General features: G+C 64.0%; 28 protein-coding genes and 1 tRNA gene. 13 read left to right on the top strand and 16 right to left on the bottom strand.

Going from position 1 to position 26,101, the window contains the following annotated elements; genetic code table 11:
* Positions 1–59 precede the first annotated feature (59 nt).
* Positions 60–1,364 (top strand): ribonuclease catalytic domain-containing protein, encoded by a 1,305-nt coding sequence (locus NP_RS02195; protein ID WP_011322164.1) that lies wholly within the window; start codon positions 60–62, stop codon positions 1,362–1,364.
* Here NP_RS02195 and NP_RS02200 read toward each other — a convergent pair.
* From NP_RS02200 to NP_RS02235, 8 genes are all read right to left on the bottom strand, one after another.
* Complete coding sequence (locus NP_RS02200) at positions 1,361–1,813, bottom strand: pyridoxamine 5'-phosphate oxidase family protein (RefSeq protein WP_011322165.1); 453 nt, start codon at positions 1,811–1,813, stop codon at positions 1,361–1,363. The genes NP_RS02195 and NP_RS02200 overlap by 4 nt on opposite strands.
* A gap of 80 nt (positions 1,814–1,893) precedes the next feature.
* A tRNA-Asp gene (locus NP_RS02205) sits at positions 1,894–1,966 on the bottom strand.
* A 105-nt stretch (positions 1,967–2,071) separates the two neighbouring features.
* Positions 2,072–3,109: a DNA repair and recombination protein RadA gene (gene radA / locus NP_RS02210; protein ID WP_011322166.1), complete on the bottom strand. Its 1,038-nt coding sequence runs from the start codon at positions 3,107–3,109 to the stop codon at positions 2,072–2,074.
* A 137-nt stretch (positions 3,110–3,246) separates the two neighbouring features.
* Positions 3,247–3,846 (bottom strand): PspA-associated protein PspAB, encoded by a 600-nt coding sequence (pspAB, locus tag NP_RS02215; protein WP_011322167.1) that lies wholly within the window; start codon positions 3,844–3,846, stop codon positions 3,247–3,249.
* A 154-nt stretch (positions 3,847–4,000) separates the two neighbouring features.
* Complete coding sequence (ligA, locus tag NP_RS02220) at positions 4,001–6,076, bottom strand: NAD-dependent DNA ligase LigA (protein WP_011322168.1); 2,076 nt, start codon at positions 6,074–6,076, stop codon at positions 4,001–4,003.
* 49 nt (positions 6,077–6,125) lie between these two features.
* On the bottom strand, positions 6,126–7,229 hold the full coding sequence (locus tag NP_RS02225) for a pyridoxal-phosphate-dependent aminotransferase family protein (protein WP_011322169.1): 1,104 nt from the start codon (positions 7,227–7,229) through the stop codon (positions 6,126–6,128).
* A gap of 116 nt (positions 7,230–7,345) precedes the next feature.
* The gene (locus tag NP_RS02230; protein WP_011322170.1) at positions 7,346–7,618 is read right to left on the bottom strand and encodes a hypothetical protein; all 273 of its coding nucleotides are present in this window, start codon (positions 7,616–7,618) and stop codon (positions 7,346–7,348) included.
* A 39-nt stretch (positions 7,619–7,657) separates the two neighbouring features.
* Positions 7,658–8,848 (bottom strand): MFS transporter, encoded by a 1,191-nt coding sequence (locus tag NP_RS02235; protein ID WP_011322171.1) that lies wholly within the window; start codon positions 8,846–8,848, stop codon positions 7,658–7,660.
* Positions 8,849–8,934: 86 nt separating this feature from the next.
* Here NP_RS02235 and NP_RS02240 point away from each other — a divergent pair, with 86 nt between their 5' ends.
* The 3 genes from NP_RS02240 to NP_RS02250 all read left to right on the top strand — a co-directional run bounded on the left by NP_RS02240 (position 8,935) and on the right by NP_RS02250 (position 10,992).
* Positions 8,935–9,819 carry an MBL fold metallo-hydrolase gene (locus NP_RS02240; RefSeq protein ID WP_011322172.1) on the top strand — a complete coding sequence of 295 codons (885 nt, stop codon included), beginning with the start codon at positions 8,935–8,937 and terminating at the stop codon, positions 9,817–9,819.
* 26 nt (positions 9,820–9,845) lie between these two features.
* Positions 9,846–10,547 (top strand): SDR family NAD(P)-dependent oxidoreductase, encoded by a 702-nt coding sequence (locus NP_RS02245; RefSeq protein WP_011322173.1) that lies wholly within the window; start codon positions 9,846–9,848, stop codon positions 10,545–10,547.
* A 61-nt stretch (positions 10,548–10,608) separates the two neighbouring features.
* Positions 10,609–10,992 carry a hypothetical protein gene (locus tag NP_RS02250; protein ID WP_011322174.1) on the top strand — a complete coding sequence of 128 codons (384 nt, stop codon included), beginning with the start codon at positions 10,609–10,611 and terminating at the stop codon, positions 10,990–10,992.
* A gap of 2 nt (positions 10,993–10,994) precedes the next feature.
* Here NP_RS02250 and NP_RS15145 read toward each other — a convergent pair whose 3' ends face one another.
* The 3 genes from NP_RS15145 to NP_RS02265 all read right to left on the bottom strand — a co-directional run bounded on the left by NP_RS15145 (position 10,995) and on the right by NP_RS02265 (position 14,416).
* Entirely contained in the window at positions 10,995–11,231 is a 237-nt protein-coding gene (locus tag NP_RS15145) for a GNAT family N-acetyltransferase (protein WP_198408105.1), read from the bottom strand.
* A gap of 377 nt (positions 11,232–11,608) precedes the next feature.
* Positions 11,609–13,369, bottom strand: coding sequence for a helicase C-terminal domain-containing protein (locus tag NP_RS02260; RefSeq protein ID WP_011322176.1), 1,761 nt, complete (start codon positions 13,367–13,369; stop codon positions 11,609–11,611).
* A gap of 69 nt (positions 13,370–13,438) precedes the next feature.
* The gene (locus NP_RS02265) at positions 13,439–14,416 is read right to left on the bottom strand and encodes a replication factor C small subunit (RefSeq protein WP_011322177.1); all 978 of its coding nucleotides are present in this window, start codon (positions 14,414–14,416) and stop codon (positions 13,439–13,441) included.
* A 100-nt stretch (positions 14,417–14,516) separates the two neighbouring features.
* Here NP_RS02265 and samp2 point away from each other — a divergent pair, with 100 nt between their 5' ends.
* On the top strand, positions 14,517–14,717 hold the full coding sequence (gene samp2, locus NP_RS02270) for a ubiquitin-like small modifier protein SAMP2 (protein ID WP_011322178.1): 201 nt from the start codon (positions 14,517–14,519) through the stop codon (positions 14,715–14,717).
* Positions 14,714–15,070: a GNAT family N-acetyltransferase gene (locus NP_RS02275; protein WP_011322179.1), complete on the top strand. Its 357-nt coding sequence runs from the start codon at positions 14,714–14,716 to the stop codon at positions 15,068–15,070. Before samp2 ends, NP_RS02275 begins: the two co-directional genes overlap by 4 nt.
* Positions 15,071–15,073: 3 nt before the next feature.
* On the opposite strand, the gene NP_RS02280 is transcribed toward NP_RS02275, so the two are convergent.
* Positions 15,074–15,856, bottom strand: coding sequence for an SAM hydrolase/SAM-dependent halogenase family protein (locus tag NP_RS02280; RefSeq protein ID WP_011322180.1), 783 nt, complete (start codon positions 15,854–15,856; stop codon positions 15,074–15,076).
* On the bottom strand, positions 15,856–16,377 hold the full coding sequence (locus NP_RS02285; RefSeq protein WP_011322181.1) for a nicotinamide-nucleotide adenylyltransferase: 522 nt from the start codon (positions 16,375–16,377) through the stop codon (positions 15,856–15,858). Before NP_RS02285 ends, NP_RS02280 begins: the two co-directional genes overlap by 1 nt.
* 170 nt (positions 16,378–16,547) lie before the next feature.
* Between NP_RS02285 and lonB the strand changes: the two genes are divergently transcribed.
* Both lonB and NP_RS02295 read left to right on the top strand, forming a co-directional pair.
* Positions 16,548–18,725: an ATP-dependent protease LonB gene (gene lonB / locus NP_RS02290; RefSeq protein ID WP_011322182.1), complete on the top strand. Its 2,178-nt coding sequence runs from the start codon at positions 16,548–16,550 to the stop codon at positions 18,723–18,725.
* 3 nt (positions 18,726–18,728) lie between these two features.
* On the top strand, positions 18,729–19,523 hold the full coding sequence (locus tag NP_RS02295) for a CPBP family intramembrane glutamic endopeptidase (protein WP_011322183.1): 795 nt from the start codon (positions 18,729–18,731) through the stop codon (positions 19,521–19,523).
* Here the strand turns inward: NP_RS02295 and NP_RS02300 are convergent.
* Positions 19,520–20,188 (bottom strand): hypothetical protein, encoded by a 669-nt coding sequence (locus tag NP_RS02300; protein ID WP_011322184.1) that lies wholly within the window; start codon positions 20,186–20,188, stop codon positions 19,520–19,522. The genes NP_RS02295 and NP_RS02300 overlap by 4 nt on opposite strands.
* A gap of 126 nt (positions 20,189–20,314) precedes the next feature.
* Between NP_RS02300 and NP_RS02305 the strand changes: the two genes are divergently transcribed.
* Positions 20,315–20,947, top strand: coding sequence for a MaoC family dehydratase (locus NP_RS02305; protein WP_011322185.1), 633 nt, complete (start codon positions 20,315–20,317; stop codon positions 20,945–20,947).
* Positions 20,948–20,998: 51 nt separating this feature from the next.
* Here the strand turns inward: NP_RS02305 and NP_RS02310 are convergent, their stop codons facing one another.
* Positions 20,999–21,466, bottom strand: coding sequence for an MGMT family protein (locus tag NP_RS02310; RefSeq protein ID WP_011322186.1), 468 nt, complete (start codon positions 21,464–21,466; stop codon positions 20,999–21,001).
* Between the two features lie 94 nt (positions 21,467–21,560).
* Here NP_RS02310 and hemB point away from each other — a divergent pair, with 94 nt between their 5' ends.
* From hemB to NP_RS02325, 3 genes are all read left to right on the top strand, one after another.
* A complete protein-coding gene (gene hemB / locus NP_RS02315; RefSeq protein ID WP_011322187.1) occupies positions 21,561–22,541 on the top strand; it encodes a porphobilinogen synthase in 981 nt (326 codons plus the stop codon).
* A gap of 318 nt (positions 22,542–22,859) precedes the next feature.
* On the top strand, positions 22,860–24,620 hold the full coding sequence (locus NP_RS02320; protein WP_011322188.1) for an ammonium transporter: 1,761 nt from the start codon (positions 22,860–22,862) through the stop codon (positions 24,618–24,620).
* Positions 24,621–24,624: 4 nt separating this feature from the next.
* A complete protein-coding gene (locus NP_RS02325) occupies positions 24,625–25,071 on the top strand; it encodes an Lrp/AsnC family transcriptional regulator (RefSeq protein WP_011322189.1) in 447 nt (148 codons plus the stop codon).
* A gap of 31 nt (positions 25,072–25,102) precedes the next feature.
* Here NP_RS02325 and NP_RS02330 read toward each other — a convergent pair whose 3' ends face one another.
* Entirely contained in the window at positions 25,103–25,777 is a 675-nt protein-coding gene (locus tag NP_RS02330; RefSeq protein ID WP_011322190.1) for an alpha/beta hydrolase, read from the bottom strand.
* A gap of 117 nt (positions 25,778–25,894) precedes the next feature.
* Here NP_RS02330 and NP_RS14715 point away from each other — a divergent pair, with 117 nt between their 5' ends.
* A complete protein-coding gene (locus NP_RS14715; protein ID WP_011322191.1) occupies positions 25,895–26,062 on the top strand; it encodes an HVO_0416 family zinc finger protein in 168 nt (55 codons plus the stop codon).
* Positions 26,063–26,101 lie beyond the last annotated feature (39 nt).

The following is a 26,101-nucleotide window of genomic DNA, read 5'->3' on the forward strand; positions in this document are numbered from 1 at the left end:
GCCGTCCCCGCCGACGCCCGCCACGCAACGACTAACTGTACCACCGACCAACGACCGGTATGACCGACCGCGACGAGCAGGCGTACGCCGGCACGGCGGAAGGGAAAGGCCCCGTCCAAATCGACGAGGAACTTGCCCGTCATCTAAAAAACAAGCGCGAGGAACTCTTCGAGGAGTTCGAGATACGCGACGAATTCCCCAGCGAAGTCCTCCAAGAAGCCGAAGAACGGGCCGAAGACCCCGAAGGCGACATTGTGGACGAACTCGAAGAGCGCCGCGACCTCCGCGATTTGACGACGTGGACGACGGACCCGGCCGATGCACAGGACTTCGACGACGCTATCTCCGTCAAGCGTACCGACGACGGCTATCGCCTGTGGGTCCACATCGCCGATGTTACCCACTACGTTACCCCAGAAACGGCGATGTGGGACGAAGCGCTCGAACGGGCCAACACGGTCTATCTGCCGGCCTACACCACCCATATGTTGCCGCCGGTGCTTGCCGAGACCGTCTGTTCGCTCGTGCCTAACGAGGACCGCCTCGCACACACTGTCGAAATGCACATCGACGGCGAGACGCTTTCACACGAATCGATTGACATCTACAAATCCGTCATCCACTCTGACGCTCGACAGACGTACAACGACTGTGAGGACCGCCTCGATGACGAAGACGCACCGCTCCATGAGGAAAACCAACTGGCCTACGAGCTGGCCGAGAAGCTCCACGAACAGCGGAAAGAAGACGGCTCGCTGGTGTTGAACCCCAAGCGGGACCGCGCCCACACGATTATCGAAGAGTGTATGCTGAAAGCCAATAAGGCGGTCACCCACACCCTCCAGTGGGACCGGGGAGTCGAAGCGATGTTCCGGGTCCATCCGCAGCCGACGCCTGACGAGTGGAACGAGGCGCTCCAAGAGATCCAAGACCTCGACGGCGTCTCGATCCCCGGCGAAGCCTGGGAGGACCCCCGAAAGGCCGTTAACGCGACGCTTGAAGAGGCTCCGCGACGCCAACTCGACAAGATTCAGTGGGCCGTCATGAAGGTCATGCCGCGCGCGAAGTACATGTCCGACCCCTTCGGCGGCCACCACGCGCTGAACTTCGAAATCTACGGCCACTTTACCTCGCCCATTCGGCGGCTCTCCGATCTGGTCAATCACTGGATTATCTACACCAACGAGGTCCCGGAGGGCATCGCCGACCTCTGTGACCACGCCAGCGACAAGCAAAAGGACGGCGAGACCTGCGAGCGAATCTACAAGGACTTCCTCGAAGAGGTCGGCCTCGACCCCCACGCGGTCAACAACCGCGGCGTTGAGGTCGTCGACGACCCCGAAGACGCCGACCACACCGCCTAGCTATCGATGTCCGACATACGGTCCGAAAAATCCCAGCTGTAGAGGCGGTCCGGTTCGATTTCGAGTCGCACCTCTTTTCGGTCGGCTGATAATAACTGGTTGCCGAGGTCGTTGTCCGTGCCCCCGACGTATCGGTCCAAGAGCGACCGCAGCAGCGTCTTTTCTTCGTCGGACGAAATCGTCACCGTGCCGGCGCCGCGAACGCCCCGATACGGCGGCTGGTTGTCCGAAACCTCGAAGGCGACGCCATCGTCGGCCTCAAGAAAGCTGACAACATCGGCGTCAGCACTCGTCGCACAGGCGAGCGTGCCATCCTGATACTGGTACCACAGCGAGAGCATCCACAGCCCGCCGCTTGGTGTCCGACACGCGAGCCGAATCGGGACTGTCTGCCCTTCCAGATACGCGGTTGCCTCCGCCTTCGACCACGCGCCGTTCCAGGTCGCCATACAACTACTATGGGCTCTGTCGGTTAGTGTCTACTGCCGTCAGAAGAGACGGGGCTATCGAGACGTGGGTATCAGAGAAACGCCCGAGGCGGGATTTGAACCCGCGTCACGACCGTGACAGGGTCGTATGATGGGCCACTACACCACCCGGGCTGCCTGCACTCCTTCGTAGAGGGGTTTGCACCTTAAGGCTTTCCAAAGGACGGCGCGGCGGTGCGGGCTCACACACCACGTGCGCCGTGCGGTTTTCGGCGCTTCTTACTCCGGCTTCAGGCCGTCGTTCTCGACCCGCATGACGGCTTCTCCGTCCGGAAGGTTCGGCGCGTCGACCAGTTTGACGATGCGCTTGTCGCCCTTCGATTTCTTCAGGTACATTCGGAAGGTCGACTTGTGTCCGAGGATGTTGCCGCCGATGGGCTTTGTCGGGTCACCGAAGAAGGCATCCGGGTTCGACTGCACCTGGTTTGTCACGACCGTCGCGGCGTTGTAGAGATTGCCGACCCGGTCGATGTCGTGGAGGTGCTTGTTGAGCTTCTGTTGTCGGTCGGCCAGTTCGCCGCGGCCAACGTACTCCGCTCGGAAGTGCGCGGTCAGCGAGTCAACACAGAGCAGGCGGACAGGGTAGTCGCCCTCCTCGTGCTCGGCGGCGATTTCCTGTGCCTTTTCGGCCAGCAGAATCTGGTGGTTGGAGTTGAACGCCTTCGCGACGTGTATCTTGTCGAGGAACGACTGGACGAGCTCCTCCATCGTCTCCTCGTCGTCGGGATTGCCGTCGATTTCTCGCTCTTCCAGTGCGGCCTCGATGACGTCCTCCGGGAGGCCGCGGACCATCTCGTCGATACGCTCCGGCCGGAACGTGTCCTCGCTGTCGACGAAGACACAGCGACCGTGGAGACCGCCGGCTTCCTCGGGGAGCTGGACGTTGACGGCAAGCTGGTGGGTGACCTGCGACTTGCCGGCCCCGAACTCGCCGTACACTTCGGTAATCGATTGGGTCTCGACGCCACCGCCGAGCATCTCGTCGATTTCGGGGATGAGCCACTCGAGCTTGCCGATCTGTTCGCGCCGGTCGAGAACGTCAGCCCCGGTTTCGAAGCCGCCGATGTCGGCCGCTTCACGGGCGGCCTGAATGATGTCGTTGGCGTTCGATTCACCGATGTCAGCGGTGTTCGAGAGTTCTGCTGGGCTGGCGACGGCGATGCTCTGATACGAGTCGTATCCGTTCTCACGGAGTTTGTCGGCTGTCGCCGGGCCAACGCCCGGGAGCTCTTCGAGGTCCGCTGTGGTTGCTGCCATACCCAGGCCTGGGTCTCCCCAGTACATAAAGCCTCGTTAACACCTTGGTGAAAGTGAAAACCGGGGACGGGAATCGGCCTATCCGGACTCGGCTCCGAAGGTTTAGAAGCAGGCCTTCATCGCCGGCTATGACAGCACTACCCCCACGGGTGGGTGTCCCCTTCCGGCCACATGGGATACCAGTACGACGTGTCGTCCTCTATCGCCAACTCGCCGTCGAAGCTGCTTTCGAGCTTGAACTCGAGCTTCTGGTCTCGCTGACGGCCTCCCGTCGGGACGAACGGATAGTACGCACCTCGGCGGAACGAGTACACCCAGTAGGCGGTCGTTCCGTCGCGCTCGAAGGCAAAAAGCGCCGCCAACAGCCGCGAACCGAACCCTTCTTCGATAAGCGTGTCGGCGGCGAAGTGGATGCTCGAAACGAGGTTCTCGAAGTCAGTGTCGTGTAACACGACCCAGTGGTAGCCGTGGCTGTCTTCGATGAAATCCGCTGTCGTCCCGTCGGCCTCCCCGAGTTCAAGGACTGCTTCGACCTCCTCGCGGGCCTCCCGGAACGCCGTACTGTCGACATCGGCGAAGCACAGCGCCGCATCCCCGGTCGGCGCAAAGCCGAGTTCTGCTTCCATCGTCAGATACGCAGTCGACATGCCGAAGAGGTCCTCCGGGTCCGCATCGCGGGTCGCGCCGGATTCCGCACTCAATCCGAGTACTTGCCGAACGGTTTCGAAGATACCCATCGTTTACCGCACGGTCCGCTGCCGTCTTAACACCTGACGTTTATATACCGGAACGCGGCCAGCACACCCATGCGCTGACTGACCAGTGGCGGCCCGCCGAGGCGGTTGCGCGGGGCACGGGCCGCAGGTTTCGAGGGCTGGCTCCGCCTGCTCGCTATATTTCGATGCCGTGGGATTCAAGCAACGACTCGAAGTCGGACTGACTGAGCGTCTCAACGCCGTGTTCGTTGGCGGCTTCCCGCTTGCGCTGCCCGGGGCTGTCACCGACCACGAGGTAATCCGTGTTGCCCGAGACGCTCCCGGTCGCCGTCCCACCGCTCGTCTCCACCAGCTCGTGGGCCTCTTCGCGAGTCAGCCCATCGAGCGAGCCGGTGAACACAAACGTTTGTCCTGACAGCGCGTCCCCGGCAGTCTCCGCCGGCTCCGGGTCGACGCCGCGCTTCCGAAGTTGTTCGATGACCTGCTGGTTGCGGTCGCTGTCAAAGAACTCAGCGATTTCGCCCCCCAGTGTCGGCCCGATGCCGTCTACCGCTCGTAACTCTTCGGCCGTCGCATCCATGACGGCATCCAGCGTGCCGAATTCACGGGCGATGTCGGCGGCAGTGGTTGTTCCGACGCCGGGGATGCCGAGCGCCGACAGAAACGCTGGAAGCGGCGGTTCGGTGCTCGCCTCTAGCTCCTCAAGGAGGTTCTCGGCGCTTGTCCTTCCCCAGCCGTCCAGCTCGGCCACATCCGCAACGCTCAGGTCGTAGAGGTCGGGGAGCCGCTCGACGAGCCCGGCGTCGACGAGCTGGTCGACCGCGCTCTCGCCGAGGCCCTCGATATCGAGGCCGCTTCGAGAGGCGTAATGTTCGACGGCACGCCGGAGCTGTGCCGGGCAGGCGACCCCGCCGGTACAGTACGCCAACGGTCCGTCGCGCTCGAGTGGACTCTCACAGACGGGACAGCGGTCCGGGAACTCGAAGTGGGCCTCCCTCTCGGAGTCGACCACTGCCTCGATGTATGGGATAACATCGCCCGCCCGCTTCAGCGTGACCCGGTCGCCGATGCCAACGCCGAGTTCGGCTATCTGTTGTGGGTTGTGCAGCGTTGCCCGCGAGACTTCTACTCCCGAAACCTCGACGGGGTCGAGCAACGCGACCGGTGTCAGCCGACCGGTTCGTCCAACCTGAAGGACGATATCACGAACCGTTGTCTCCTCGGTTCGCGCGGGGAACTTGTAGGCGTAGGCCCACCGCGGTGCTCGGGCTGTTGCGCCCAGCAGCGCACACGCATCCTTCCGGTCAAGCTTGATGACGATGCCGTCGATTTCGTAGTCTAGCGACGCCCGCCCGTCCAGCATCTCCTCGCGGAACGCAATGGCTGCCTCGATATCGTCAACCCGCGCGGTGTGGTCATCAACCTGAAACCCCCAGCTTTCGACGGCTTCGTGTTCCGCCATCCGCGTCTCGAAGCCGCGCCCGCCGTCGTCGAGGATATCGAAGACGAAACAGTCCAGCGGCCGTTCCGCGGTCACTGATGGGTCGAGCTGACGCAGTGTTCCCGCGGCGGCGTTTCGCGGGTTCGAAAACGGCTCCTCGCCCCGTTCGAGCCGTTCGCGATTGTACTCCTGAAAGGCGTCTTTCGGCATGAAAATCTCCCCGCGAACGGCCAGAAACGACGGACAGTCGCCATCGAGCGTCAGCGGCACCGACCGAATCGTCCGGACGTTGGCCGTGACATCGTCGCCTTCCTGCCCATCGCCGCGCGTCGCTGCGCGGCTGAGTTCGCCCTCCTCGTAGACGAGCTCGACGGAGAGGCCGTCAAATTTCGGCTCACAGAGATACCGAACCGGTCCCTCGTAGCCGGCTGCCGCGAGCCGCTCTTGGATACGGGTATCGAAGTCACGGATGTCGTCGACCTCGACGCTCGATTCGATAGAACGCATCGGCGCGACGTGTTCGACCGTCTCCAGTTCGTCCAGCGGCTCGCCGCCAACCCGTTGGGTCGGGCTCGTCGCCGAACTGCGGTCGAACTTCGATTCGAGCCTCTCCAACCGCTCGAATAGTTGGTCGTAGGCTCGGTCCGAGATAACTGGGTCCGCAAGCTGATAGTAGCGGTAATCGTGGAACCGAATCGCCTCACGAAGCGTCTCGACCTGCCGCGTTGCGCTCGCCGCGTCGAGTTCGTCGACCGGCTCGAAATCCAGCGGTGGGTCCCGAATGTAGGGGTTGTCCTCCGGCTCCTCCATCGTCGGCCGTTCGCCGGCCGGCGTGAAAACAGCGGGGGTTCGGCGGGCGCTACAGGTCGGCGACGTCCTCGATTGCGTCTGTCAATTCCTTGATACTCTCGACGGTATGTTCTCCCATGTGGCCGATGCGGAACGTCTCTTCGCCGATATCGCCGTAGCCGCTCGAAAAGACCATGTCGTACTCCTCCGAGACGGCCTCGACCGTCTCGGCGACGTTGATGTTACGGGTGTTCTCGACACAGGTGACCGTCTGGGACTCATACCCCTCCTCAGGGAAGACACCGAAGTGCTCGCGGGCCCACTCACGGGTGTACTCGGCCATCTCTTGGTGGCGCTCGTCGCGGGCGCCGTGTCCTTCATCGAGCATGTGTTTCATTTGCTTGCGGTATGCGAGCATAATCGGAATCGCCGGTGTCGAGTGGGTCTGTCCCTTCCGGTCGTAGTAGTCGAGACACCGCTGGAAGCCGCCGTACCACGAGGCCGATTCCGATTCGAGTTCGCGTTCGTAGGCTGCATCGGAGACGGCACAGACCGCAAGCCCCGGCGGCATCGCGAACGCCTTCTGTGTCGAGGTGAAGATGGCGTCGATGCCGTGTTCTTCGATGTCGATAAAGTCGCCGCCGAGACAGGAGATGGCGTCGACGATGAAGTAGGTATCGGGGTACTCAGCGACGACGTCGCCGATCTCCTCGATGGGGTTGCGAACTCCTGTGGAGGTTTCGTTCATCACCGCCCCGACCGCGTCGTAGTCGCCGGTTTCGAGGGCGTCACGGATATCGTCCGGCTTTGCGGCCTTCCCCCACTCGTACTCGATGCGGTCGACATCCTTGCCGAGCCGCTCGGCCACGTTCGCTTGCCGTTCGCTGAACGCGCCGGAGGTCGGCACGAGCATGTTGTCCTCGACGAGGTTGAGCGTCGTCGACTCCCAAAACTCCGTTCCAGAGGCGGTGAGGATGATAACGTCGTTGTCCGTACCGAGGAACTCCTTTGTGTCCTCGACGATGGTCGTATAGAGGTCCGTCATCCGGTCCATGCGGTGGCCGAACATCGGCTCGCACATCGCCTTGATGACGTCATCGCGCACTTCGGTCGGGCCGGGGAGATACAGCGTCTTCTCGGGGTAGTCGTCTCTGTATTCTTGTTTCTTGCTCACGGAAACCACCTCGTAATACCGAACACCTGACGGCGGGAACGCATGGTAGTTTTGGTACGCCGCCGAGGCCCGCCGCTATGGCTCCGACACCGTGTCACGCCTGACTGCGGTATTCGCTACGCTGCGGCGCCGGTGTTGTGGCCGGGAATCGAACCCCCAGCGACGAGATAGAGGCCGACACCGAGCAGGACGACGAGGACCGCCGCGACCGGTGCGGGCAGACCGCCGAGCAGCGCCATCCCGGTCAAATAGAACGCCAGATACGGCGTGGCGAGCAGCCCGCCAAAGACGACGACAGCGCGGAAAAGCGGCCTAGTGTCGCTGGCGAGATACACGGCGATGCCACAGGCAGCCGCGATGGCTGCAAACGCGAGAAGGGCAGTAACCATACCGATGATTGCGACCCTTGTATGTTAAAATTTTTGACGTTACTCAGGACTGCCGAACGTCGCCGTCGGGTCCGACACGGTCCGTACAAGCACTGGGAGCGCGAGCACGGCAATGACGATCTCCAGTCCGCCGGCGACGAGAAACGCGGCGAAGTAATCGAATCGAGTCGCCAGCGCACCGCCGACGATGATGCCACCGAGAAATCCGAGGCTACCGAAGATGTTGAACCCACCCATCGCCGCCCCGCGTTCGTCCGGTGCGGCGATATCAGTAACAAGCGCCATCGTCGCGGGTGCGACCAACGCCCCAAGCACGCCGACGGCGACCATTCCGACCGCCGCCAGCGCCGCCGTCGGCGCGAGTCCGACACCGAGAATAGCGAGCCCGAACCCCGCGGACCCAACGACGATCGGGACGACCCGTCCGATACGGTCAGAGAGCGTTCCGAGCGGGTACTGCAGCAGCGCGAACGGCGCGAAAAAGCAGGCGAGCAACAGCCCGATTTCGGACGGCGACAGATCGAAAGCGTCCCGGAAATAGAACGTCCCGATGAGACCGAAAAAGCCGGCGGCGAACCGGTCGGCGAAGCCGAACGCGAAGGGGACAAACAGCGTCGGCCGCCGCCGCACGCAGTCGACGGCGTCCCGGAGCGACCGGCCTCCGTCCGGCGCTCTATCCGGGATGGTCGCAACCACGGCGGCGACACCGACCAGCAGCACCGCCGAGGCGACAATCGGAGCGAGCGTCCCCAACTCGTACAGCTGTCCCCCAACAGGTGCACCTAGGGCCGCCCCCGCTCCGATGGCGATGCCGGCCGCACCCATATTTCGCCCGTGCCCGCCGTCGAGGTCCATCAGCATCGTAATCGAAAGCGAAAACGCACCGATGGTGAATGCACCTTCGACAAACCGGACGACAAGCGCCGTCCGGAAGTCGCCGATGCCGGCGACGACGATGCCGACGAGCACGAGATAGGCGGCCGCGCCGCCCGCCGCCCCGAGGACAATGAACGGCGTCCGCCGACCGGCGCGGTCGGAGAGTGCCCCCCAGACCGCCGAGAACAGCACAAATGCGAGGAGCTGAACCCCGAGAAACGCTGTTCCGGCATCGACTGTCGGCTCACCGCCGAGGACATCAACGAGCCGGTCAACGCCCGGATACACCAGCAGTTGGGTAAAGAGCACCGCGAAGACAACTGCGGCCAGCCGAACACGTTCGGAGCGGCTCACGAGCGGGGCTACGGCGTCCGGATATTTGTACTCCCGCAACTATCGACGCCGCAACCTTCAGGGCCGCTGCGGTCGATGAGCGCCCCATGGTCACAGTTACCGTTCTCGGCAGCGGTGGTAACTTCCCGCTTCCGACCCCGACCTGTGAGTGCCGACTCTGTGTCGAGGCCAGAAGCGAGGGGATTCCATACGCTCGACACGGCAACAACCTCTACATTGAGGACCTGTCGGCGGTCGTGGATGCCCCCGAGTTCGTCTTCGAGAACCTCAACCGGGCTGGCGTCGACGAGTTCTCGTATCTGTTCTTGACGCACTGGCACCCAGACCACACTGCCGGCCTCCGGGTCGTTCAGTCCCGCCCTGACGCCAGCTTGTTCGATGACTCCGACCGCGGCATCATCGATACCGCGCGGTCGGACGTGCCGACGCTCGTGACCACCGAGCGCGTCTTCGAGCGGACCTGCGAACTCTACGACGGCCTGCGACACTTCTCGGAGATGGGGTACGTCGAGACGCACTTCTTGGACGACGACCCTCTCGTTGTCGATGGGATTCGTGTCGAGGCCATTCCGTACTCACTGTCCGGGAACAGCGATATGGACGCGACGGCGTTCGTCCTCTTTGACGGGGACACGACGGTTGTTTTAGCTCCCGACGACGCTCGATATCTCGACGAGGCCGCACTGCCGGACGATATCGACCTCGCGGTCTTCGAGTGTGGCTACTTCGAGCAAACGCCCGATGGAACGCCCATCTTAGCCGACGCTGACGCTGCTGTCTTCGACGACGAACTCACTCATGGGGAAGTACTCGCCCGCATCGACCGGCTCGCTCCGGAGCGAACGCTGCTGACTGAAATCGAGCACATCTACGCTCGGAGCCACGACCAGCTGCAGGCGCTCGCCAACGGCTACGACGGCATCGAGTTCGCCTACGACGGGGCGACTGTCGACGCCAGCGACGGGTTTTAACCGGCCACGGCTCGACCCCGTTTGGTATGCCAACTGCCGTCATCGTCGGTGCCTCGTCGGGCATCGGACGGGCGCTGGCCGAAGAGCTGGCCGACGACTACGAACTCGGACTTGCCGCCCGACGCCTCGACGAACTCAGGGCGGTTGGGGAATCAATCGGCGGTGCACATGTCGCGGCTATCGATGTCACCGAACCGAACGCCCGCGAGCGCTTCGATGCGCTGGCCGACTCGCTGGATGGGGTCGATGTCGTCGTCATCTCGGCCGGTATCGCACGGTATAACGATGCGCTTGAGTGGGACCCCGAGCGGGAGACAGTTGCGGTCAACGCTGCGGGCTTTACCGCCATCGCGACGGCCGCAATCGACCATTTCGAAGCGACTGGCGGGGGCCAACTCGTCGGCATCTCTTCGGTCGCTGCCGAGGTCGGCAGTCCGACACTACCCGCCTACAGCGCTTCTAAGGCCTACGTCTCGCGGTATCTGGAGGGGCTCCGATACCGGGCCGGCGAGGACATCGCCGTCACCGATGTCCGACCGGGGTTTGTCGATACTGACATGTCGCCGGATGCCGACCGCTTCTGGGAGTGCTCGCCGGAGACGGCCGCCGCCGGCATCGCCCGCGCCATCGAACGCGAGCCAGCGGTCGCGTACGTCCCCCGCCGCTGGTGGCTCGTCTCGAAGCTTCTCGGTGTCCTCCCCGACCGGCTGCGTGCCGAGGCGATGTAGCTCGGTTCGGCGTCCCGAAACGCTCCGGGGGTATTTCCCTGCTGCATCCCTTTCGGTGGGTATGCGCCGCCGGACGTTCCTGTCGACTGTCGCCGCCGGGACCATCGCCGCCAGCGCCGGCTGTTCGAGTGAGGAACTCGGTCTCGGACTCGATTTGGACAGCCCCACAGGTGTCATCGAGGCGTTTCTCGACGCTGTTGACGACGAGGAGGAGCCGGCCGACCAGTACGTCCACCCCGACACAGACTTCGAGGTTGACGACAGCCGAGCCGCCGATGCCGTCGCCGACACTGCTGTCACTGAGACCATCGAACCGGTCGAACAGGACGACGACGTCTCCGTCGTGGCCGTCGAGTTCCTCGGTGACCACCACGAGGACGTACAGTTCGAACTGCGCCGGGACGGCAACGCGTGGCGGCTGTGGGACGAGACGACGGTTGAGTAGGTCTATGTCAGCTTCTTCTGTAGCTTAATGCTCGGAACATATGGGTCCTCAGGCGCTCCGGCGTCGATTTTGTGTTCTCTCTCAAATCCGAGCGCCTCGTAGAACCCGACGGCGTTCAGTGATGCGAGGACGGTGAGCCGTTCTACGCCTTCTCTTCGGGCGATGCCTTCGAGCTTCTCAACGAGTGCCCGACCGATCCCCCTTCCAGTATTATCAGGGTCGACAAACGTTGCTGCCAGTGTTTTTCACTGACATGAACACTCCCCCAACCAACGACAGCCCCGTCTTCTTCAGCAACAATGGGGTGGCATGCATTGTCGGTGAACTCAGCATCGGGAATTATATCAGCCCCAGGGTCCGGCGGAGCCAAGCAGTTGAGCTGTTCTTCGGTGTACACATCGCGCCCATTCTGCCGAAGCGATGTCGACTGGATGCGAGCCATCTCGGCAGCGTCCGCAGCTGACGCCTCCCGAAGTGTCACCATTGCAGGCATCTAACACCCGCTGTCAAAATCAAATTTCGGGCGTATATTTTCTGCTGCGACGTCGCTGACGGCCACCGCAGGTGTTACGACGAAACGAATCGTCGGTATGGTTGACTGACGCGGCCAGCACCCTCAACCGTCGCCCCAGACATCCGACAGCGGGTGGTCGTCCATCCCGTTTTCACCCGTTGACTGGCCCGTCTGCGACCGGCGCGTCCGCGACCGGCTGTCGGCATCGCCGAGCGCCGCTTCAGGGTCGAACGACGGCAGGTCGGGCTTCGACATCCGGTCGACCTGCTCGGCAAACCACGACGGCATCGCGCCGCGCGCACGCTCGAAAAGGTCCAAAAGCGACGTGTCGGCCAGATACGTCGCGCCGTAATCGTCCGGCGACCGGACGACTCGACCGCAGGCCTGAATCACCGTTCGGAGCGCGGTTCGGTAGTACCAGTTCCACTGGCCGTCTTCGAGCCGCCGTGCGACCCGTGAATCGTTGGTGTTCGGGTAGGGTGCCTTACAGAGCACCTGCCAGCGACAGTAGTCGCCGTTGAGGTCCAGCGCCTCCTCCATCTTCACCGAGATGAACACGTCCGGGTCGTCGCTTCGCTTCCAGCCCGCGAGCGCCGCATCCCGGTTGTCCCGGTCGTGGCCGCGGACTCGCCCGCCGACGCCGAACTCGGAGAGCAGTTCGCGAAGCTGGTCGGCGATGGCATACGAGTGGGCGTGAATCAGTCCCTTCTCGTCGCCGTGGGCTGCCATCAGTCGGACGACGGTCCGGGCGAGCTTCGGGAGCGTCTCCTCGCGGTGCTCGTAGGTCATTTTCCCCTGTGTCACATCGTAGAGCGGCCGGTTTTCGACCGGGAAGGTGTGCGGCACGTCGACGAGCGCGACAGTGTCGGGATTGAGGCCGGCTCCTCGGCAGAACGCCTCCTTGTCCAGTATCGTCGCCGAAAGCAGCGCAAACCGGTTGCCGCGGTCCCAGACCGTGTGATGGAGGTATCGCGCAGGGTCGAGCGGCTTGACCGTGACGGCCCCGCCTCGCGGGTCCTTGCGGGTCCCGCGGTCCGACTGGTCTGCGACCCAGACGGTCGGGCTATCGTCGTCCTTGCGGTCGTCGAGAAACCACTGGAGGTCCCGACGGAGCTCGGCCAGTCGGTCCCGTTCGGCCGCTTCGTCCGGCGTCAGTTCAGCCCGCCCGCGAAGCTCCGTTTGCCGCCGTGAGCAGACATCCAGCAGTCGCTCGGCGTAGCCATCGACGTCCGCGATACCGTCGACATCGGGTGGCCGGCAGGCGTCCCAGACCGGCACCGTCGACGGCGACAGCTCGATTGTCGCGTACATCTCCGCCCATTCGGCGAGCCCGTGGGCCTCGTCGACGACGACGACATCGCGCTCGCCGAACACCTCGCTGCCGGCTGTCTGCATGAAATACGCCAGTGTCATCGCGGCGATCGGGTTCTCAGAGGCGGTTGCCCGGTCGGCGAAGTACGGACACCGGTGTCTGACCGGACAGTCGAAGCCGCGCTCGCGGGCACACGGGGCCTGATTTACCGGCGTCGTTGTCTCTCCCGGGAGGATACAGGAGTAGTTTGGCTTCCCGCGAATGACACTCAGGTCGTCGAGTAGGTCGTCGCCGGCCACGTCATCGAGCTGTGACACCTGCGGCGTGGTGTAGTACGCCCCCGTCGCCAGCCCCGGCGGCCCCTCGCCGTCCTGTCGAGCACAGCCGGCGATAGCCCGCGCTAGCAGTGACTTGCCGCTGCCGGTCGGCGCACGAACCAAGACGACATCGTTGCCGGCCTCGAAGGCCGCCCGGATGTCGGCAAGCGCCTGCTGTTGTGCCCCCCGAAACGAGGGGGCTGGAAACTCCGCGACGATTCGCGATGGGTCCACGGCGAACCGAACGGCGGCGACCGGCTAAAGCCCTCGCCTTCGGGGCCGCGCCGGGAGAAAAGCAGCGGGCTACGTCTCGTTGCCGCGTGCCAGCGCCGCTAACAGCGCCTCAAGCTGAAGCTGCTCGCTTGCGCCGGCGGTGATGCGGTAGTCGGCCTCACCGATGCGCTCCATCAACTGTACTGCTTCCCGCTCCTCGAGGTCGAACTCCCACACCGAGCGGTGGAGTTGGTCGATAATGTCGCCGCCGGCGATGCCGACATCGGTCAGAAGCGTCTCCAGTTGCGAGCGGGCGGCGGTGAAATCGCCGTCCATCGCTTCGGTGACCATCTCGCGTATCTCTTCTGGCCGGGCCGTCGAGGTGATTGTGTAGACGGCCTCCTCGTCGACCGTACCGCCCATGACCGCCGCGGCCTGCAGGCCGTTGATCGCCTTCCGCATGTCGCCGTCGGCCGCGTAAACGAGCGCGTCGACGCCGTCGTCGGTCAGTTCGATGCCCTCCGTGTCGGCGATGATGCGAATCTGCTCGTCGACGGCCGCGTCGCCGAGTGGCGAAAAGCGAAACACCGCACACCGCGACTGAATCGGGTCGATAATCTGGCTGGAGTAGTTACACGAGAGAATAAACCGGGTGTTGTCGGAGAACTGTTCCATCGTCCGGCGGAGCGCCGACTGAGCGTCGCTGGTGAGGGCGTCGGCCTCGTCAAGGAAGATAATCCGGTGGTCGTAGCCGCCGAAGGACGCTCGTGCAAAGCTCTTGATGCGGTCCCTGACGACATCGATACCGCGCTGGTCGGAGGCGTTTAGCTCAAGAAAGTTTTCCCGCCAGTCGTCGCCGTAGACTTCCTTTGCGATGGCTGTCGCCGCCGTCGTCTTGCCGACGCCGGCCGGTCCCGCAAACAGCAGGTGGGGCAGGTCGTTTTGTGCGATATACTGTTTGAGCCGTTCGGTGATGCTTTCGTGGCCGACGATGTCGTCGAGCGTCTGCGGTCGGTACTTCTCTATCCATATCTCCCGGCCGCCGCCGTCGGCGTCGCCCTCGCTCATGTTCGGAGGGTGGCCCGCGTCGGGCATAAACCCCCCGAGACGGACGCTTCGCTCCGGCTGCGAACGGCACGCTGAAGCCGTCCGAGGACGTAGCTGTTGTATGCGCGTCACTTGCGACATCGTCGGCGAGGACACTCGCGAACTCGATGTCGACGAAGCGGCCACGTACGGCGACCTGCTTGAGGCCGTCGGCCTTTCCAGCCACGAAGCGTCCGTGCTCGTCGACGGGAGCCCGGTTCCCGAAGACCGCACGGTTGACAGCGACTCGGTCCGCATTCTCCGACTTATCAAAGGCGGATGACGACTGTCCGTTCGGCGACGCCGGGCGAGTATCCGGCTGTTCGGTCGATACTCAACGCAGCGATGCTTACGGTCCCGTCCGGACTGCTCGCCCGTGGGTCGGTGCTTGTCGCCTGCGACGACGACCGGATACTCGGCGGGCTCGTTCTCGTCGGCGACAGCATCGAGGCGGTTGCGGTCCGCCCCGGCCGGCGTGGTCAGGGACTTGGCACCGCCCTCATCGAGCGCGCTGCCGCTCGACGGCCGCGTCTCCGGGCCGGGTTCGACCCGTCGGTACGACCGTTCTACGACTCGCTTGGGTTCGATATCACCTGCGACGACGGCCGGTGTGAGGGCGTTCTGGACGCCGGTTGACCCTCACGCCGCGTCAATGCCGTCCAGCCGGACTGTTTCGCCGGCACTGACGCCGAAGGCGTCGTCACCGCGGCCGCGATTGACCGCTAGCTCGACGTTGCCGTGGCTGCCGACGGTTACGACCGCCGTCCCGGTCGCTGCATGGTCGTACGAGTCGACGACCGGCCGCTCCTCACCGTCGACGACGACGCGGTCGCTGTCACCGAGAACTGTGCCCGGAACGTTCGTGATGACGTTGCCGAAGTCGTCGACAGCGAGCACTGCAGCGGTCACAGCGTCGCCGTCGAACTCGGGTGATGGGAGCGTGAGGTCGACGACCGACGAGGCAGGCGAAAGGCAGTCGAGTTCGGGAAGCCGGTCGATGCCCGTCTCGTGGACTGCGGCCGCCCCCGGCGCGAAGACATCGCGGCCGTGGAACGTCGAACTGCGGGGGTCGCCCATGTCGAGTTGGTAGGCATCGATGTCGGCGCTGTAATCGTCGTCGCCGCCGGCGAGCGCCCGTGCTGGGGGGAAAAGCACGCCGTTGTCCGGTCCGACGAGCACGTGGTCGCCGGCTCGGACCACAAGCGCGTCGCGGCCGGTGCCGACGCCAGGGTCGACAACGATGAGATGGACCGCTGGCGGAAACTCCGGAAGCGTCTGGGTCAGCCAGAAGGCTGTCGACCGGACATCCTGTCGCGGAAAGTCGTGGGCAACGTCGACCAGACGGGCGTCACACTGCTTGAGGATGACACCTTTCATCGCCGCGGGGTAGGGGGTCCCGAAATCAGACGAGAGCGTAATCATCAGTTGTCGCCGTTCGCGTCGGTCGCAGTTATCTGCCGGATACGGTCGACGCCGTCGATCTCGTCGATGACGCTGACGACGGCGTCCGGAACGAGGGCCTCCCAGTCGCCGCCGGTCGCCATCCGTTCGCGGACCTCGGTCCCGGAGAACTCCTCGCGCTGGTACATCGGTGACTGCCGGACCTCGATGCCGGCCTCCTTGAACAGCCGGACAACGAGCGGATTGTTCGAGTAGGCGACATCGAACCGCGGGCTCATCGACTGGACGTGGCTGACCCACACGGAGTTGCGGTTGAGGTCCTCGATAGGTACCGCGTAGGTGGTCGTCTCGAATTTGTCCAGTGCCTTCGTTATCATCATGATACGCTCGCCGGCGGTAAACGGGTTTCTGACGGTGTGTGACTGGTCGGCGCTGCCGATGCCGACGACGAGCTCGTCGACCTCCTCGCGTATCCGGTCGACCATCGCGTGGTGGCCTTCGTGAAACGGCTGGAACCGTCCGATGTAGAACCCCCGCGTCATACCTGGGTGGTTACGGTGACCGTTGATAAACCCGACGAGTCTCTCCCGTGCGCTCGGCCCTCGGCCTGAAACGGCCGCTGTCTGCCGGTTTCACAAAAAACGAGGGTTGTCTCGGGGAGAAAGTATATCAATTGACGACCCTTCAATACGGGTAGCAGCGACACGTTTCTATGAGCAACGAAAAGGATGCGGACGAAACGACCGACGCCGACGAGCGTCGGACACCACGCGAGGAGCCGGCGTCGTCCGGGGAGCCGGCCCCCGAAGACCGTCCCGAACAGCCTGACGGGGCTGTCGAGGAGCCGCGTGCGTCCGACGACTCGGTGACCGACGCCCCCCGTGACCCGGGACAGCGCGGGGCGGACGAACGCCTCGATGAGGACGAGGACCTCCTCGACGGCTCCGACCTCGGCAGCGATGTCGAAGTCGAGGGCGACATCGAGATCGACGAGGAAAACGAAGACTCCCTCCTCGGCGGGCTGCAGATAGACTCCAGCGACGATATCGAGGTGCCTGACCGTCTCGTCGATCAAGTCATCGGACAGGACCACGCCAGAGATATCGTCCTCAAGGCGGCCAAGCAGCGCCGCCACGTGATGATGATCGGCTCGCCCGGGACGGGTAAGTCGATGCTCGCCAAGGCGATGAGCCAGCTGCTCCCCAAAGAGGAGCTGCAAGACGTACTCGTCTACCACAACCCTGACGACGGCAACGAGCCGAAGGTCCGGACGGTTCCGGCCGGCAAGGGCGACCAAATCGTCGATGCCCACAAGGAAGAGGCTCGCAAGCGCGACCAGATGCGGTCGTTCCTGATGTGGATCATCATCGCCGTCGTCTTCGGCTACGCTATCCTCATCGCCCAGCAACTCCTGCTCGGAATCATCGCCGCGGGTATCATCTACCTCGCGTTCAAATACATGAGCCGCGGTTCCGACGCGATGGTGCCGAACCTCATTGTCGGCAACGCTGACCAGCAGGTCGCGCCGTTCGAGGACGCCACCGGCGCCCACGCCGGCGCACTGCTCGGCGACGTCCGCCACGACCCCTTCCAGTCCGGCGGCATGGAGACACCGAGCCACGACCGTGTTGAGCCCGGCGCTATCCACAAGGCCAACAAGGGTGTGCTCTTTGTCGACGAGATCAACACCCTCGACATCCGGTCCCAGCAGAAGCTGATGACCGCCATCCAGGAGGGCGAGTTCTCGATTACCGGCCAAAGCGAGCGCTCCTCGGGGGCGATGGTCCAGACAGAGCCGGTGCCGACCGACTTCGTCATGGTCGCCGCCGGGAACATGGACGCGATGGAGAACATGCACCCGGCGCTGCGCTCCCGCATCAAAGGGTACGGCTACGAGGTGTACATGGACGACACCATCGAGGATTCCCCCGAGATGCGCCGCAAGTACGCCCGTTTCGTGGCCCAGGAGGTCACAAACGATGGCCGCCTGCCCCCGTTCACCGACGAGGCTATCGAAGAGGTCATCCTTGAGGCACGGCGTCGCGCCGGTCGAAAAGGCCACCTGTCTCTGGAGTTCCGGGACCTCGGTGGTCTCGTCCGCGTCGCAGGCGACATCGCCCGTGCGGAGAACCGCGAATACACACAGCGGGAGGATGTCCTGCAGGCGAAGGCGCGCTCCCGGTCCATCGAACAGCAGCTCGCCGACGAATACATCGAGCGCCGCAAGGACTACGAACTGACAGTCAACGAGGGCGATGTCGTCGGTCGCGTCAACGGCCTCGCGGTCATGGGCGAAGACTCCGGTATCGTACTGCCGGTCATGGCCGAGGTGACGCCGTCGCAGGGTCCCGGTGAAGTCATCGCGACCGGCCAGCTCAAGGAGATGGCCCAAGAAGCCGTTCAGAACGTCTCGGCTATCATCAAGAAGTTCTCCGATGAGGACATCTCCCAGAAGGACGTCCACATCCAGTTCGTCCAAGCCGGCGAAGGCGGCGTTGACGGCGACTCGGCGTCGATTACGGTTGCCGCTGCGGTCATCTCGGCGCTGGAAGGCGTCCCGGTCAGACAGGATATGGCGATGACCGGCTCGCTTTCGGTCCGTGGTGACGTGCTGCCGGTCGGCGGTGTCACGCACAAAATCGAAGCCGCCGCCAAATCCGGACTCGACACCGTCATCATCCCGAAGGCCAACGAGCAGGACGTGATGATTGAAGACGAGTACAAGGACGAAATCGAAATCGTCCCCGTCTCCCACATCTCCGAGGTGCTCGACGTGGCGCTGGCCGGCGAACCCGAGAAAGATTCGCTCATCGACCGCCTGAAGTCGATTACCGGCTCCGCTCTCGAACAGCGCGAGGTCGGACAGGCGGGCAGCCCGAGCCCCCAGTAACGCGTGACTCGCTGGGTCGCCTTCGCGGCCCTTACTGCCGCGGTCGTCGGCGTCATGCTCGCCGCCGCCCGGGCCTCGACGCGAGCGCTTTCTACGACTGACACCGCTGACACAGCGGCTGGACTGGAGTCGCTTCCGGACGGAGCCGACCACCTCGATGCGACGACCGCCGAGCGACAGCACCCGTCCTCGACTCCGTCTCCAGACGCGCTCCCGACGCAGGCGCTGCTTTTGAATCTCGCGGTTTCCCACGGCTTCCTCGCTGCCGTGCTGGCGGCCGGCATCTGGCTCGCGAACGTGCCGTTGGCGTCGCTCGGCGTCGGTGCTGGGCCCGTCACCGGCAGCATCGCGGTGGCGGTCGGTCTCGCGGTCGGTGCCGCTATCGCTGTCGTCAATACCCTGCTTTCAGTCGTTGCCAGCCGACTGAACGTCGACCCCAGCGAGCAGCTTCGGTCGCTTCTGGCTCCCGAAACGACGCTGGACTGGGCGCTCCTCTGTTTTGTTGTTTTCCCCATCGTCGCCGGGTTCGAGGAACTCCTCTTCCGTGGTATCCTCGTCGGCGCCTTTGCCGTCGGGTTCGACCTTTCGCCGTGGCTCCTTGCGGTCGTGTCGTCGGCGCTGTTTGCGGCCGGCCACGGCGCACAGGGGCGGCTCGGCGTCGTTGCGACGGGCGTGTTGGGGTTCGTACTCGCGGCCGTCTTCATCTCCACCGGTAGCCTGCTCGTCGTCGCCGTCGCTCACTACGTGGTCAACGTCGTCGAGTTCCTCGTCGCCGAGGGGCTCGGGTGGACGCCCTAACCGTCGCCGTCGGCGGAGACGTCGGCTTCGAGCAGCCCGCAAAACGGCGGCGCGCCGGTCTCGACTTCGGACCGGAACTCGTCCGGAATCGCGTGCGTCTGCCGGTAGAACTCCGATTCGGTCTCCGGTGTCAGGAGCTGCCCGTCGCCCTGCTGTAGCAATGCCGGAGCCGTCGATTCGAGCCCCCACTCCTCCCGCTCGACCCAGTCGGGACCGAACCGGAAGAGGACGCCGAAGGAGAACTGCCCGCTCTTGACGGCGGCGGCCTTCGAGGGGAACCGGTGGGACTCCTCGGCCTCGAACTCGGCGTCGCTCATCCACGCGACGACCGCCCCCTCTTCGAACAGCACGAGATACATGTCCCACTCGCGGCTCGCATCGAAGACTGCCCAGACGCTCCGGGGGCCGACCGTCCCGAAGTCGACGCTGAACGCGTCAACGTCGCGGCCGGTCTCGTCGGCGGGCTCCCAGACGAACCGACCCTCGTGGGCCGGCACCTTGAGCCCGCGGTGGTGGTAGACAAGCCCCTCGATTTCGGTCTCGGAGGTGACTGCGTCCCAGATATCCAACGCCCCCTCCGCGCGCAGCCGGTCGAAAAACTCCGGGAACGAGCGAATCTCTCGCTCGAACTCCCCCTGCGGCGGGCGTTCGAACTCCTCGGCCATCAGCCGCTCACCTCGGTTCGCCGTCGACGCGTGTCGCTCATACCCGTATCTGGGGGTGCCGACGCCGATTAGTGTTTTCCTCGCGGACGCGTAGGCTTTTGCCCGCCGCGAACGTGGGGGGCCGGCATGGAACGCTCCGATGGGGACCACGGCCCGGTTGACGGGGATGCGGCTGCCGACGACCGCCGGCTGGTGGCCGGCTGGCAGGGCCGATACTACGAGGATTTCGCTGTCGGTGATGTCTACAAACACCCGTATGGACGGACGGTGACTGAAACGGACAACGTCTGGCTGACGAACCTGACGATGAACGTCAACCCGATGCATTTCAATGCGGCCTACGCGTCCGCCACCGAGTTCGGCGAACGGCTCGTTGACGGTCTCTACATCATCGCTTTGGCGGTCGGCATGAGCGTCGCCGACGTTTCGGCGAACGCAACGGCGAACCTCGGCTACGACCGGGTTCGCCACCACGCGCCGGTGTTCCACGGCGATACGATATTCGCCGAAAGCGAGGTGCTCGAAAAGCGCGAAAGCGACTCCCGTGCCCACGTCGGCATCGTCACCACGGAGCTACGCGCCTACAACCAGGACGACGAACTGGTGTTGTCGCTGGAACGGACGCCGATGGTGCTGAAACGCGAGGCGGCGGAGCCGTCGGCAGCCCGGCCGACCGGTTGGCCGGATGGGGTGGGTACCCAACCGGAGGATGTCGCTGGCGAGGTCGTTGGCCGCCGTCGGCGGGAGGACCGCTCGTAGCTGCGGGCGACGGACACCACGCGACCTTGAGACCGCCGTCTCGTGGCGGCGCTAGAGCTCTTCCAGCGAGCGGAGCCGTTGTTCGACGGCCGCTGGGGCTGCGCCCGGCCCGTCGGAGACGCGGTGGTCGCCGACGACAAGCGGCGCTGGGTTCTCGGCCAGCGCCGTCCGAACCAGCCGCCTGTCATCGTTTTCCTCGGGGTCGAGTCCCGCCGTCATTTGCGTAAGCGCCTCGACAGTCGTTGTTTCACCGTACGGCACCGACCGGAGTGTCTCCAGCACCGACCGCTGGTCTGTCGGCATGGTCATCGCGACCTCGACATCGGCGAAGTCGTCCGCCTCGCCGTCGAGGTAGACTTCGATTCGGTCCAGTAGCTGGTGGTCGGTCTCGGCGTCTGCATCCGGTGTCTCGGGGAACGAAACCGACAGCACCCGCCCACCGGCGACACCGACCTGTACGTGTCGTTGCAGATACGGTGACTCGCGGGCGTAGATGCCGGCTTCCGGTGTCACGTCCATACCCGACTTCCGCGGGCCAGCGGTTTGAACCTTCCCGGGTTGCCGCCGGTAGACAGCGATGTGTCTTTTATTCCCGGGGCCGTCAGGCTCCAGTATGGACCTGACAGACCGCCCCCGTCGACTCCGGGCTGACGGCGTCCGCGACCTCGTCAGCGAGACGGAACTGCACGCCTCCGACCTCATTGCCCCTATCTTCGTCGACGCGACGACCGACGAGCGGGTCGAAATCGAATCGATGCCCGGCCACGAGCGCGTCCCGGTCGAGGAGGCCGTCCCCCGAACCGAGGAGGTGCTCTCGACCGGTGTCGAGTCGGTCATCGTCTTCGGCGTCCCCGAATCCAAAGACTCTGAGGGAAGCCGCGCGTGGGCCGACGACGGCGTCGTCCAGCGGGCTGTCCGTGCGATAACCGACGAGACGGACGCCTACGTCATCACCGACGTTTGCTTCTGTGAATACACCGACCACGGCCACTGTGGCATCCTCGAATCGGACGCGGCGGAGGACCCACACCTGACGATGGACAACGACGCAACACTGGAACTGTTGCGGCGGACGGCCGTCTCCCACGCCGAGGCCGGCGCGGATATGGTCGCTCCCTCCGGAATGGTTGACGGGATGGTCGGTGCCATACGGAACGCGCTCGATGCCGCCGGCTACGAACAGATACCGGTGATGTCCTACGCGGCAAAATACGAGTCGGCCTTCTACGGCCCGTTTCGGGACGCTGCGGACGGCGCTCCGTCCTTCGGCGACCGACGGCATTACCAGATGGACCCGGCCAACGCCCGCGAGGCGCGCCGCGAAGTACGCCTCGATGTCGAACAGGGTGCAGACGTACTGATGGTGAAACCGGCGCTGCCGTACCTCGACATCGTCTCCGAACTCCGTCGGGAGTTCGACCGGCCTGTCGCCGCCTACAACGTCTCCGGCGAGTACGCGATGCTGCACGCCGCTGCCGACCGTGGCTGGCTCGACCGCCAGTCCGTTGCCCACGAGTCGCTGCTGTCGATCAAGCGGGCCGGCGCAGACCTGATTTTGACGTACTTCGCCGAATCCGTCGCTGAACGTCTCTGAATTCACCGCTCGGCGCGCGCGCCGCTTTTCGGGCGGATAACTACGCAATTACCTCTTAGACGGGTGACCATGCGTCCACAAATACGCCCAATATTCGGCTAGATAGTTGACGTGCAATGGCCTTATACGAATATTATTGTACCTAATTTCTGACGCCTGTCCACATAGGACGTAACGAAGTTTTCAATCTCAACTCCAACATTTATGTAGGGCTGTTCCATGAGGTTCTCCCGTGATGCACGAGACAAACATGGTGCAAATTAGAGTAAGCATGGACGTATACCAACCAATATGCGGATTTGACTCGGGGGTTGAAACATGATTGAGGCAACGCTGTTGCAGGTCGAGGGCGCAGAGGCTGTCGTCAACTCGGTTAACTACTCGTGGATACTGACGGTCACGTTCCTCATCTTCTTCATGCACGCCGGCTTCGCGATGCTCGAAGCCGGGCAGGTGCGGGCGAAGAACGTCGCCAACCAGCTGACAAAGAACATGCTCACCTGGAGTGTGGGTGTCGTCACGTTCTTCCTCATCGGGATGGGTGTTTCAAACCTCACCGGTCAGGTGACCGGTGTCGGCGAGATGGGCTCGCTCTCGATGTTCGGTGCTGGCGGTGAATCAACGCTTGGCTGGATTGACTGGCTCTACAGCGCCGTCTTCGCGATGACGATGGCAACCATCGTCTCCGGAGCGGTCGCCGGCCGTGCGAAGCTCCGCGCGTACGTCGGCTACACGTTCCTCGTCGCTGCCATCATCTACCCCGTTGTCGCCGGTCTTGGCTGGTACGGTGGCTGGCTCGGCGAGACGCTCGGCTTCCACGACTTCGCGGGCGGGATGATAGTCCACGGCGTCGGCGGTATCGCTGGCCTCGTGGCGGCATACGTGCTCGGCTCGCGTATCGGTCGGTTCAACGACGACGGTTCGGCGAACGTCATGCCCGGCCACTCGATGACATTTGCCGTTCTCGGGACGTTGATGCTCTGTTTCGGCTGGTACGGGTTCAACGTCGGAACGGCTGCGACGGCACTGAGCCTCGGGGACAGTGCGTTCCTGCTCGGCGGCGACGGCGGTAGCTGGGTCGCCGGCCGCGTCGCCATGGCGACGACTCTCGGCATGGCGATGGGCGCAATCGGTGCTGGTGCGGTCGCGCTTCTGAAGACCGGCAAAGTCGACACGCTGTACGTCGCAAACGGTATGCTCGCCGGTCTTGTCGGCGTGACCGGTACCGCTGACGTGCTAACACCGATGGGCGGTATCATGCTCGGCCTCATCGCCGGCGCACAGCTGCCCATCGTCTTCGAGTTCGTCGAGAAACGACTCAACATCGACGACGTCTGTGCAGTCTTCCCCGTCCACGGTAGCGCGGGTATCCTCGGCATCGTCCTCTACCCGCTGTGGTCGACCGGCGGCACACCAATCGGCGCCGGTGTCGTCCCCGGCGGAATCCTCTCGATTGAAGCGTCGATGTTCGCACCACAGATTATCGGGACGCTCGTCATTACCGCCTGGACGGTCGCTGCGACTGCGGTTGTCTGGGGCGCGTTTAGACTTGCCGGTCAGGCCCGCGTTTCCAGAGAACACGAACAGGAAGGACTCGACCTCTCCGAGCACGGCACCGACACCTACCCCGAGTTCGGCGGTCGGGACGCGGTCGCGACCGACGGCGGGTACACGGAAGCGGTTCGCTCCAACAGCGACCACGAAATCCGCACTGATGGCGGGCAGCCCAACGATGGCGGCATCAAGATGGTGATGGCGTTCATCCGCCCAGACAAGCTTTCGGATGTCAAGCAGGGTCTCGCCGAGGTCGGCGCACCGTCGCTGACAGTAACGAACGTCTCCGGCCGCGGCTCCCAGCCAGCAAAGAAGGGCCAGTGGCGCGGCGAGGAGTACAGTGTTGACCTCCACCAGAAGGTGAAACTCGAGTGTGTCGTCGCCGACATCCCCGCGGAAGATGTCGCCGAAGCCATCGCCGAGGCCGGTAAGACCGGCGACCCCGGCGACGGAAAGGTGTTCATCCTCCCGGTCGACGAGGCCTACCAGATCCGGACCGGCGAGGTCGGGACGGACGCCGTCTGAACCGATGGGAGAGCGGCTCGACAGGCAACTCGTCGCGGCGCTGTGCCGTGACGCTCGCGCCGATATCACCGACATCGCGGCTCCAACCGACGCGGTCGCGACGACGGTACAGAAACGCCTGCGGGCGCTCGAAGACGACGGCGCAATCGACGGGTATGCCCCCCGGCTCAACTACGAGCGACTCGGCTACGAGACGGTCATCTTCCAGCTTTCGGTGCCGCTGGGGTCCGTTGACGATGTGACCGACCGCCTCAGGGCGACTGAGGCGTTTGTCACCGTCTATCAGACTGACGGTGACCGGACCGTCTTCGCAGTCGGCAAATTCGAAGACGAATCGGCGGTCGCCGCACAGCTCCACAAGCTCCACGACGACCCCGATATCCGGGATGTCGACACCAGCCCGGTCCAGTCGGTCCACGCTGAGGGCGACTGTCCGATTCCGCTGGAGTAGCCGCTCGACGCCGTCTTTCACATCTCGACAATCAGTACCTTCCTTCAAGCCAGCCACCCACGTCCGTCACCGCAGCCGGTGTCGTTCCATGGCCGACATCGTAGCGCTCGAACCGTACCTCCGCCCCACCTTCTCCGAGCAGCTCGGCGGCCCGCTGTGCTCGCTCCGGAGGGATGACCTGGTCACGGTTCCCACAGCCGACGAAAACTGGCGTTCCGTCGGCGTTTTCGACTTCGTCGTGGTGTGCTTCGGCCAGATAGCCGTTTAGTGCGACAATCCATCGGTACGCCTCCGGCCGCTCCAGTAGTGCCGACAGGCTCGTGATTGCTCCTTGGCTGAAGCCAAGGAGGCCGACACGGTCGGCGTCGAGGTCGTAGGCCTCGATGGCGGCATCGACGAAGTCATGGACTAAATCGAGGCTTCGACGGAACCCCTCGGGGTCCGGTTGGCTGGCGTGGAGCCCGCCTGCCGAGAGGTCGAGGTCATACCACGTGTAGCTGTCCGGGCCGTCCATCGGCTGCGGCGCACGGACGCTCAGGACGTGCAGCTCGTCAGGAAGCTGTGCCGCAAGCGGTAGCAAGTCCCGTTCGTTCGTTCCTCGGCCGTGTATCAGGACTATCGCGGGCGCGTTCGAATCGACGGTTCCCGGCCTGCTTACGTGGACGAGCGGCAGTTCTGCCGAAGCATCCGACTGCGGAGTATCCATGCGTTTTCTTGTGGTCCCTTCGTCAAAAGCAGCCGGTAACCCGCGCCCCACGACAGCAGTACCCGTGAGACAAGCTACCACAGGCTTTATTGCCGATGTCATCTAAGAGGGTCGTGTATGGCAGCCACGAACGATATCTTCGACGACTTTCTGGACGACCGGGGCCACGAAACCGAATCTCCGACGTGGGAGGAGGACTATAACAAGAAGCGGTGTCCGGACTGCGGCGGCCTCCACGGCCTCGATGCGTCCGTCTGTTCGGTCTGTGGCTGGCAGCCGACCTGACCCGTTACAACCGCCGTAATCGAGGCTGTTTCCCGCGCT

The organism is Natronomonas pharaonis DSM 2160, from assembly GCF_000026045.1.
Classification (GTDB): domain Archaea; phylum Halobacteriota; class Halobacteria; order Halobacteriales; family Haloarculaceae; genus Natronomonas; species Natronomonas pharaonis.

Bases quoted from the DNA above. Each gene is read 5' to 3' on its own strand.
- NP_RS02230 (WP_011322170.1), bottom strand. From the start codon at position 7,618: ATGGTTACTGCCCTTCTCGCGTTTGCAGCCATCGCGGCTGCCTGTGGC.
- NP_RS02325 (WP_011322189.1), top strand. From the start codon at position 24,625: ATGGGAGAGCGGCTCGACAGGCAACTCGTCGCGGCGCTGTGCCGTGAC.
- NP_RS02310 (WP_011322186.1), bottom strand. From the start codon at position 21,466: ATGGACGTGACACCGGAAGCCGGCATCTACGCCCGCGAGTCACCGTAT.
- NP_RS02285 (WP_011322181.1), bottom strand. From the start codon at position 16,377: ATGACGCGGGGGTTCTACATCGGACGGTTCCAGCCGTTTCACGAAGGC.
- NP_RS02330 (WP_011322190.1), bottom strand. From the start codon at position 25,777: ATGGATACTCCGCAGTCGGATGCTTCGGCAGAACTGCCGCTCGTCCAC.
- hemB (WP_011322187.1), top strand. From the start codon at position 21,561: ATGGACCTGACAGACCGCCCCCGTCGACTCCGGGCTGACGGCGTCCGC.
- NP_RS02195 (WP_011322164.1), top strand. From the start codon at position 60: ATGACCGACCGCGACGAGCAGGCGTACGCCGGCACGGCGGAAGGGAAA.
- radA (WP_011322166.1), bottom strand. From the start codon at position 3,109: ATGGCAGCAACCACAGCGGACCTCGAAGAGCTCCCGGGCGTTGGCCCG.
- samp2 (WP_011322178.1), top strand. From the start codon at position 14,517: ATGCGCGTCACTTGCGACATCGTCGGCGAGGACACTCGCGAACTCGAT.
- NP_RS02305 (WP_011322185.1), top strand. From the start codon at position 20,315: ATGGAACGCTCCGATGGGGACCACGGCCCGGTTGACGGGGATGCGGCT.
- ligA (WP_011322168.1), bottom strand. From the start codon at position 6,076: ATGGAGGAGCCGGAGGACAACCCCTACATTCGGGACCCACCGCTGGAT.
- lonB (WP_011322182.1), top strand. From the start codon at position 16,548: ATGAGCAACGAAAAGGATGCGGACGAAACGACCGACGCCGACGAGCGT.
- NP_RS02300 (WP_011322184.1), bottom strand. From the start codon at position 20,188: ATGGCCGAGGAGTTCGAACGCCCGCCGCAGGGGGAGTTCGAGCGAGAG.
- NP_RS02245 (WP_011322173.1), top strand. From the start codon at position 9,846: ATGCCAACTGCCGTCATCGTCGGTGCCTCGTCGGGCATCGGACGGGCG.
- NP_RS02280 (WP_011322180.1), bottom strand. From the start codon at position 15,856: ATGATTACGCTCTCGTCTGATTTCGGGACCCCCTACCCCGCGGCGATG.
- NP_RS02275 (WP_011322179.1), top strand. From the start codon at position 14,714: ATGACGACTGTCCGTTCGGCGACGCCGGGCGAGTATCCGGCTGTTCGG.
- pspAB (WP_011322167.1), bottom strand. From the start codon at position 3,846: ATGGGTATCTTCGAAACCGTTCGGCAAGTACTCGGATTGAGTGCGGAA.
- NP_RS14715 (WP_011322191.1), top strand. From the start codon at position 25,895: ATGGCAGCCACGAACGATATCTTCGACGACTTTCTGGACGACCGGGGC.
- NP_RS02265 (WP_011322177.1), bottom strand. From the start codon at position 14,416: ATGAGCGAGGGCGACGCCGACGGCGGCGGCCGGGAGATATGGATAGAG.
- NP_RS02240 (WP_011322172.1), top strand. From the start codon at position 8,935: ATGGTCACAGTTACCGTTCTCGGCAGCGGTGGTAACTTCCCGCTTCCG.
- NP_RS02250 (WP_011322174.1), top strand. From the start codon at position 10,609: ATGCGCCGCCGGACGTTCCTGTCGACTGTCGCCGCCGGGACCATCGCC.
- NP_RS02200 (WP_011322165.1), bottom strand. From the start codon at position 1,813: ATGGCGACCTGGAACGGCGCGTGGTCGAAGGCGGAGGCAACCGCGTAT.
- NP_RS02320 (WP_011322188.1), top strand. From the start codon at position 22,860: ATGATTGAGGCAACGCTGTTGCAGGTCGAGGGCGCAGAGGCTGTCGTC.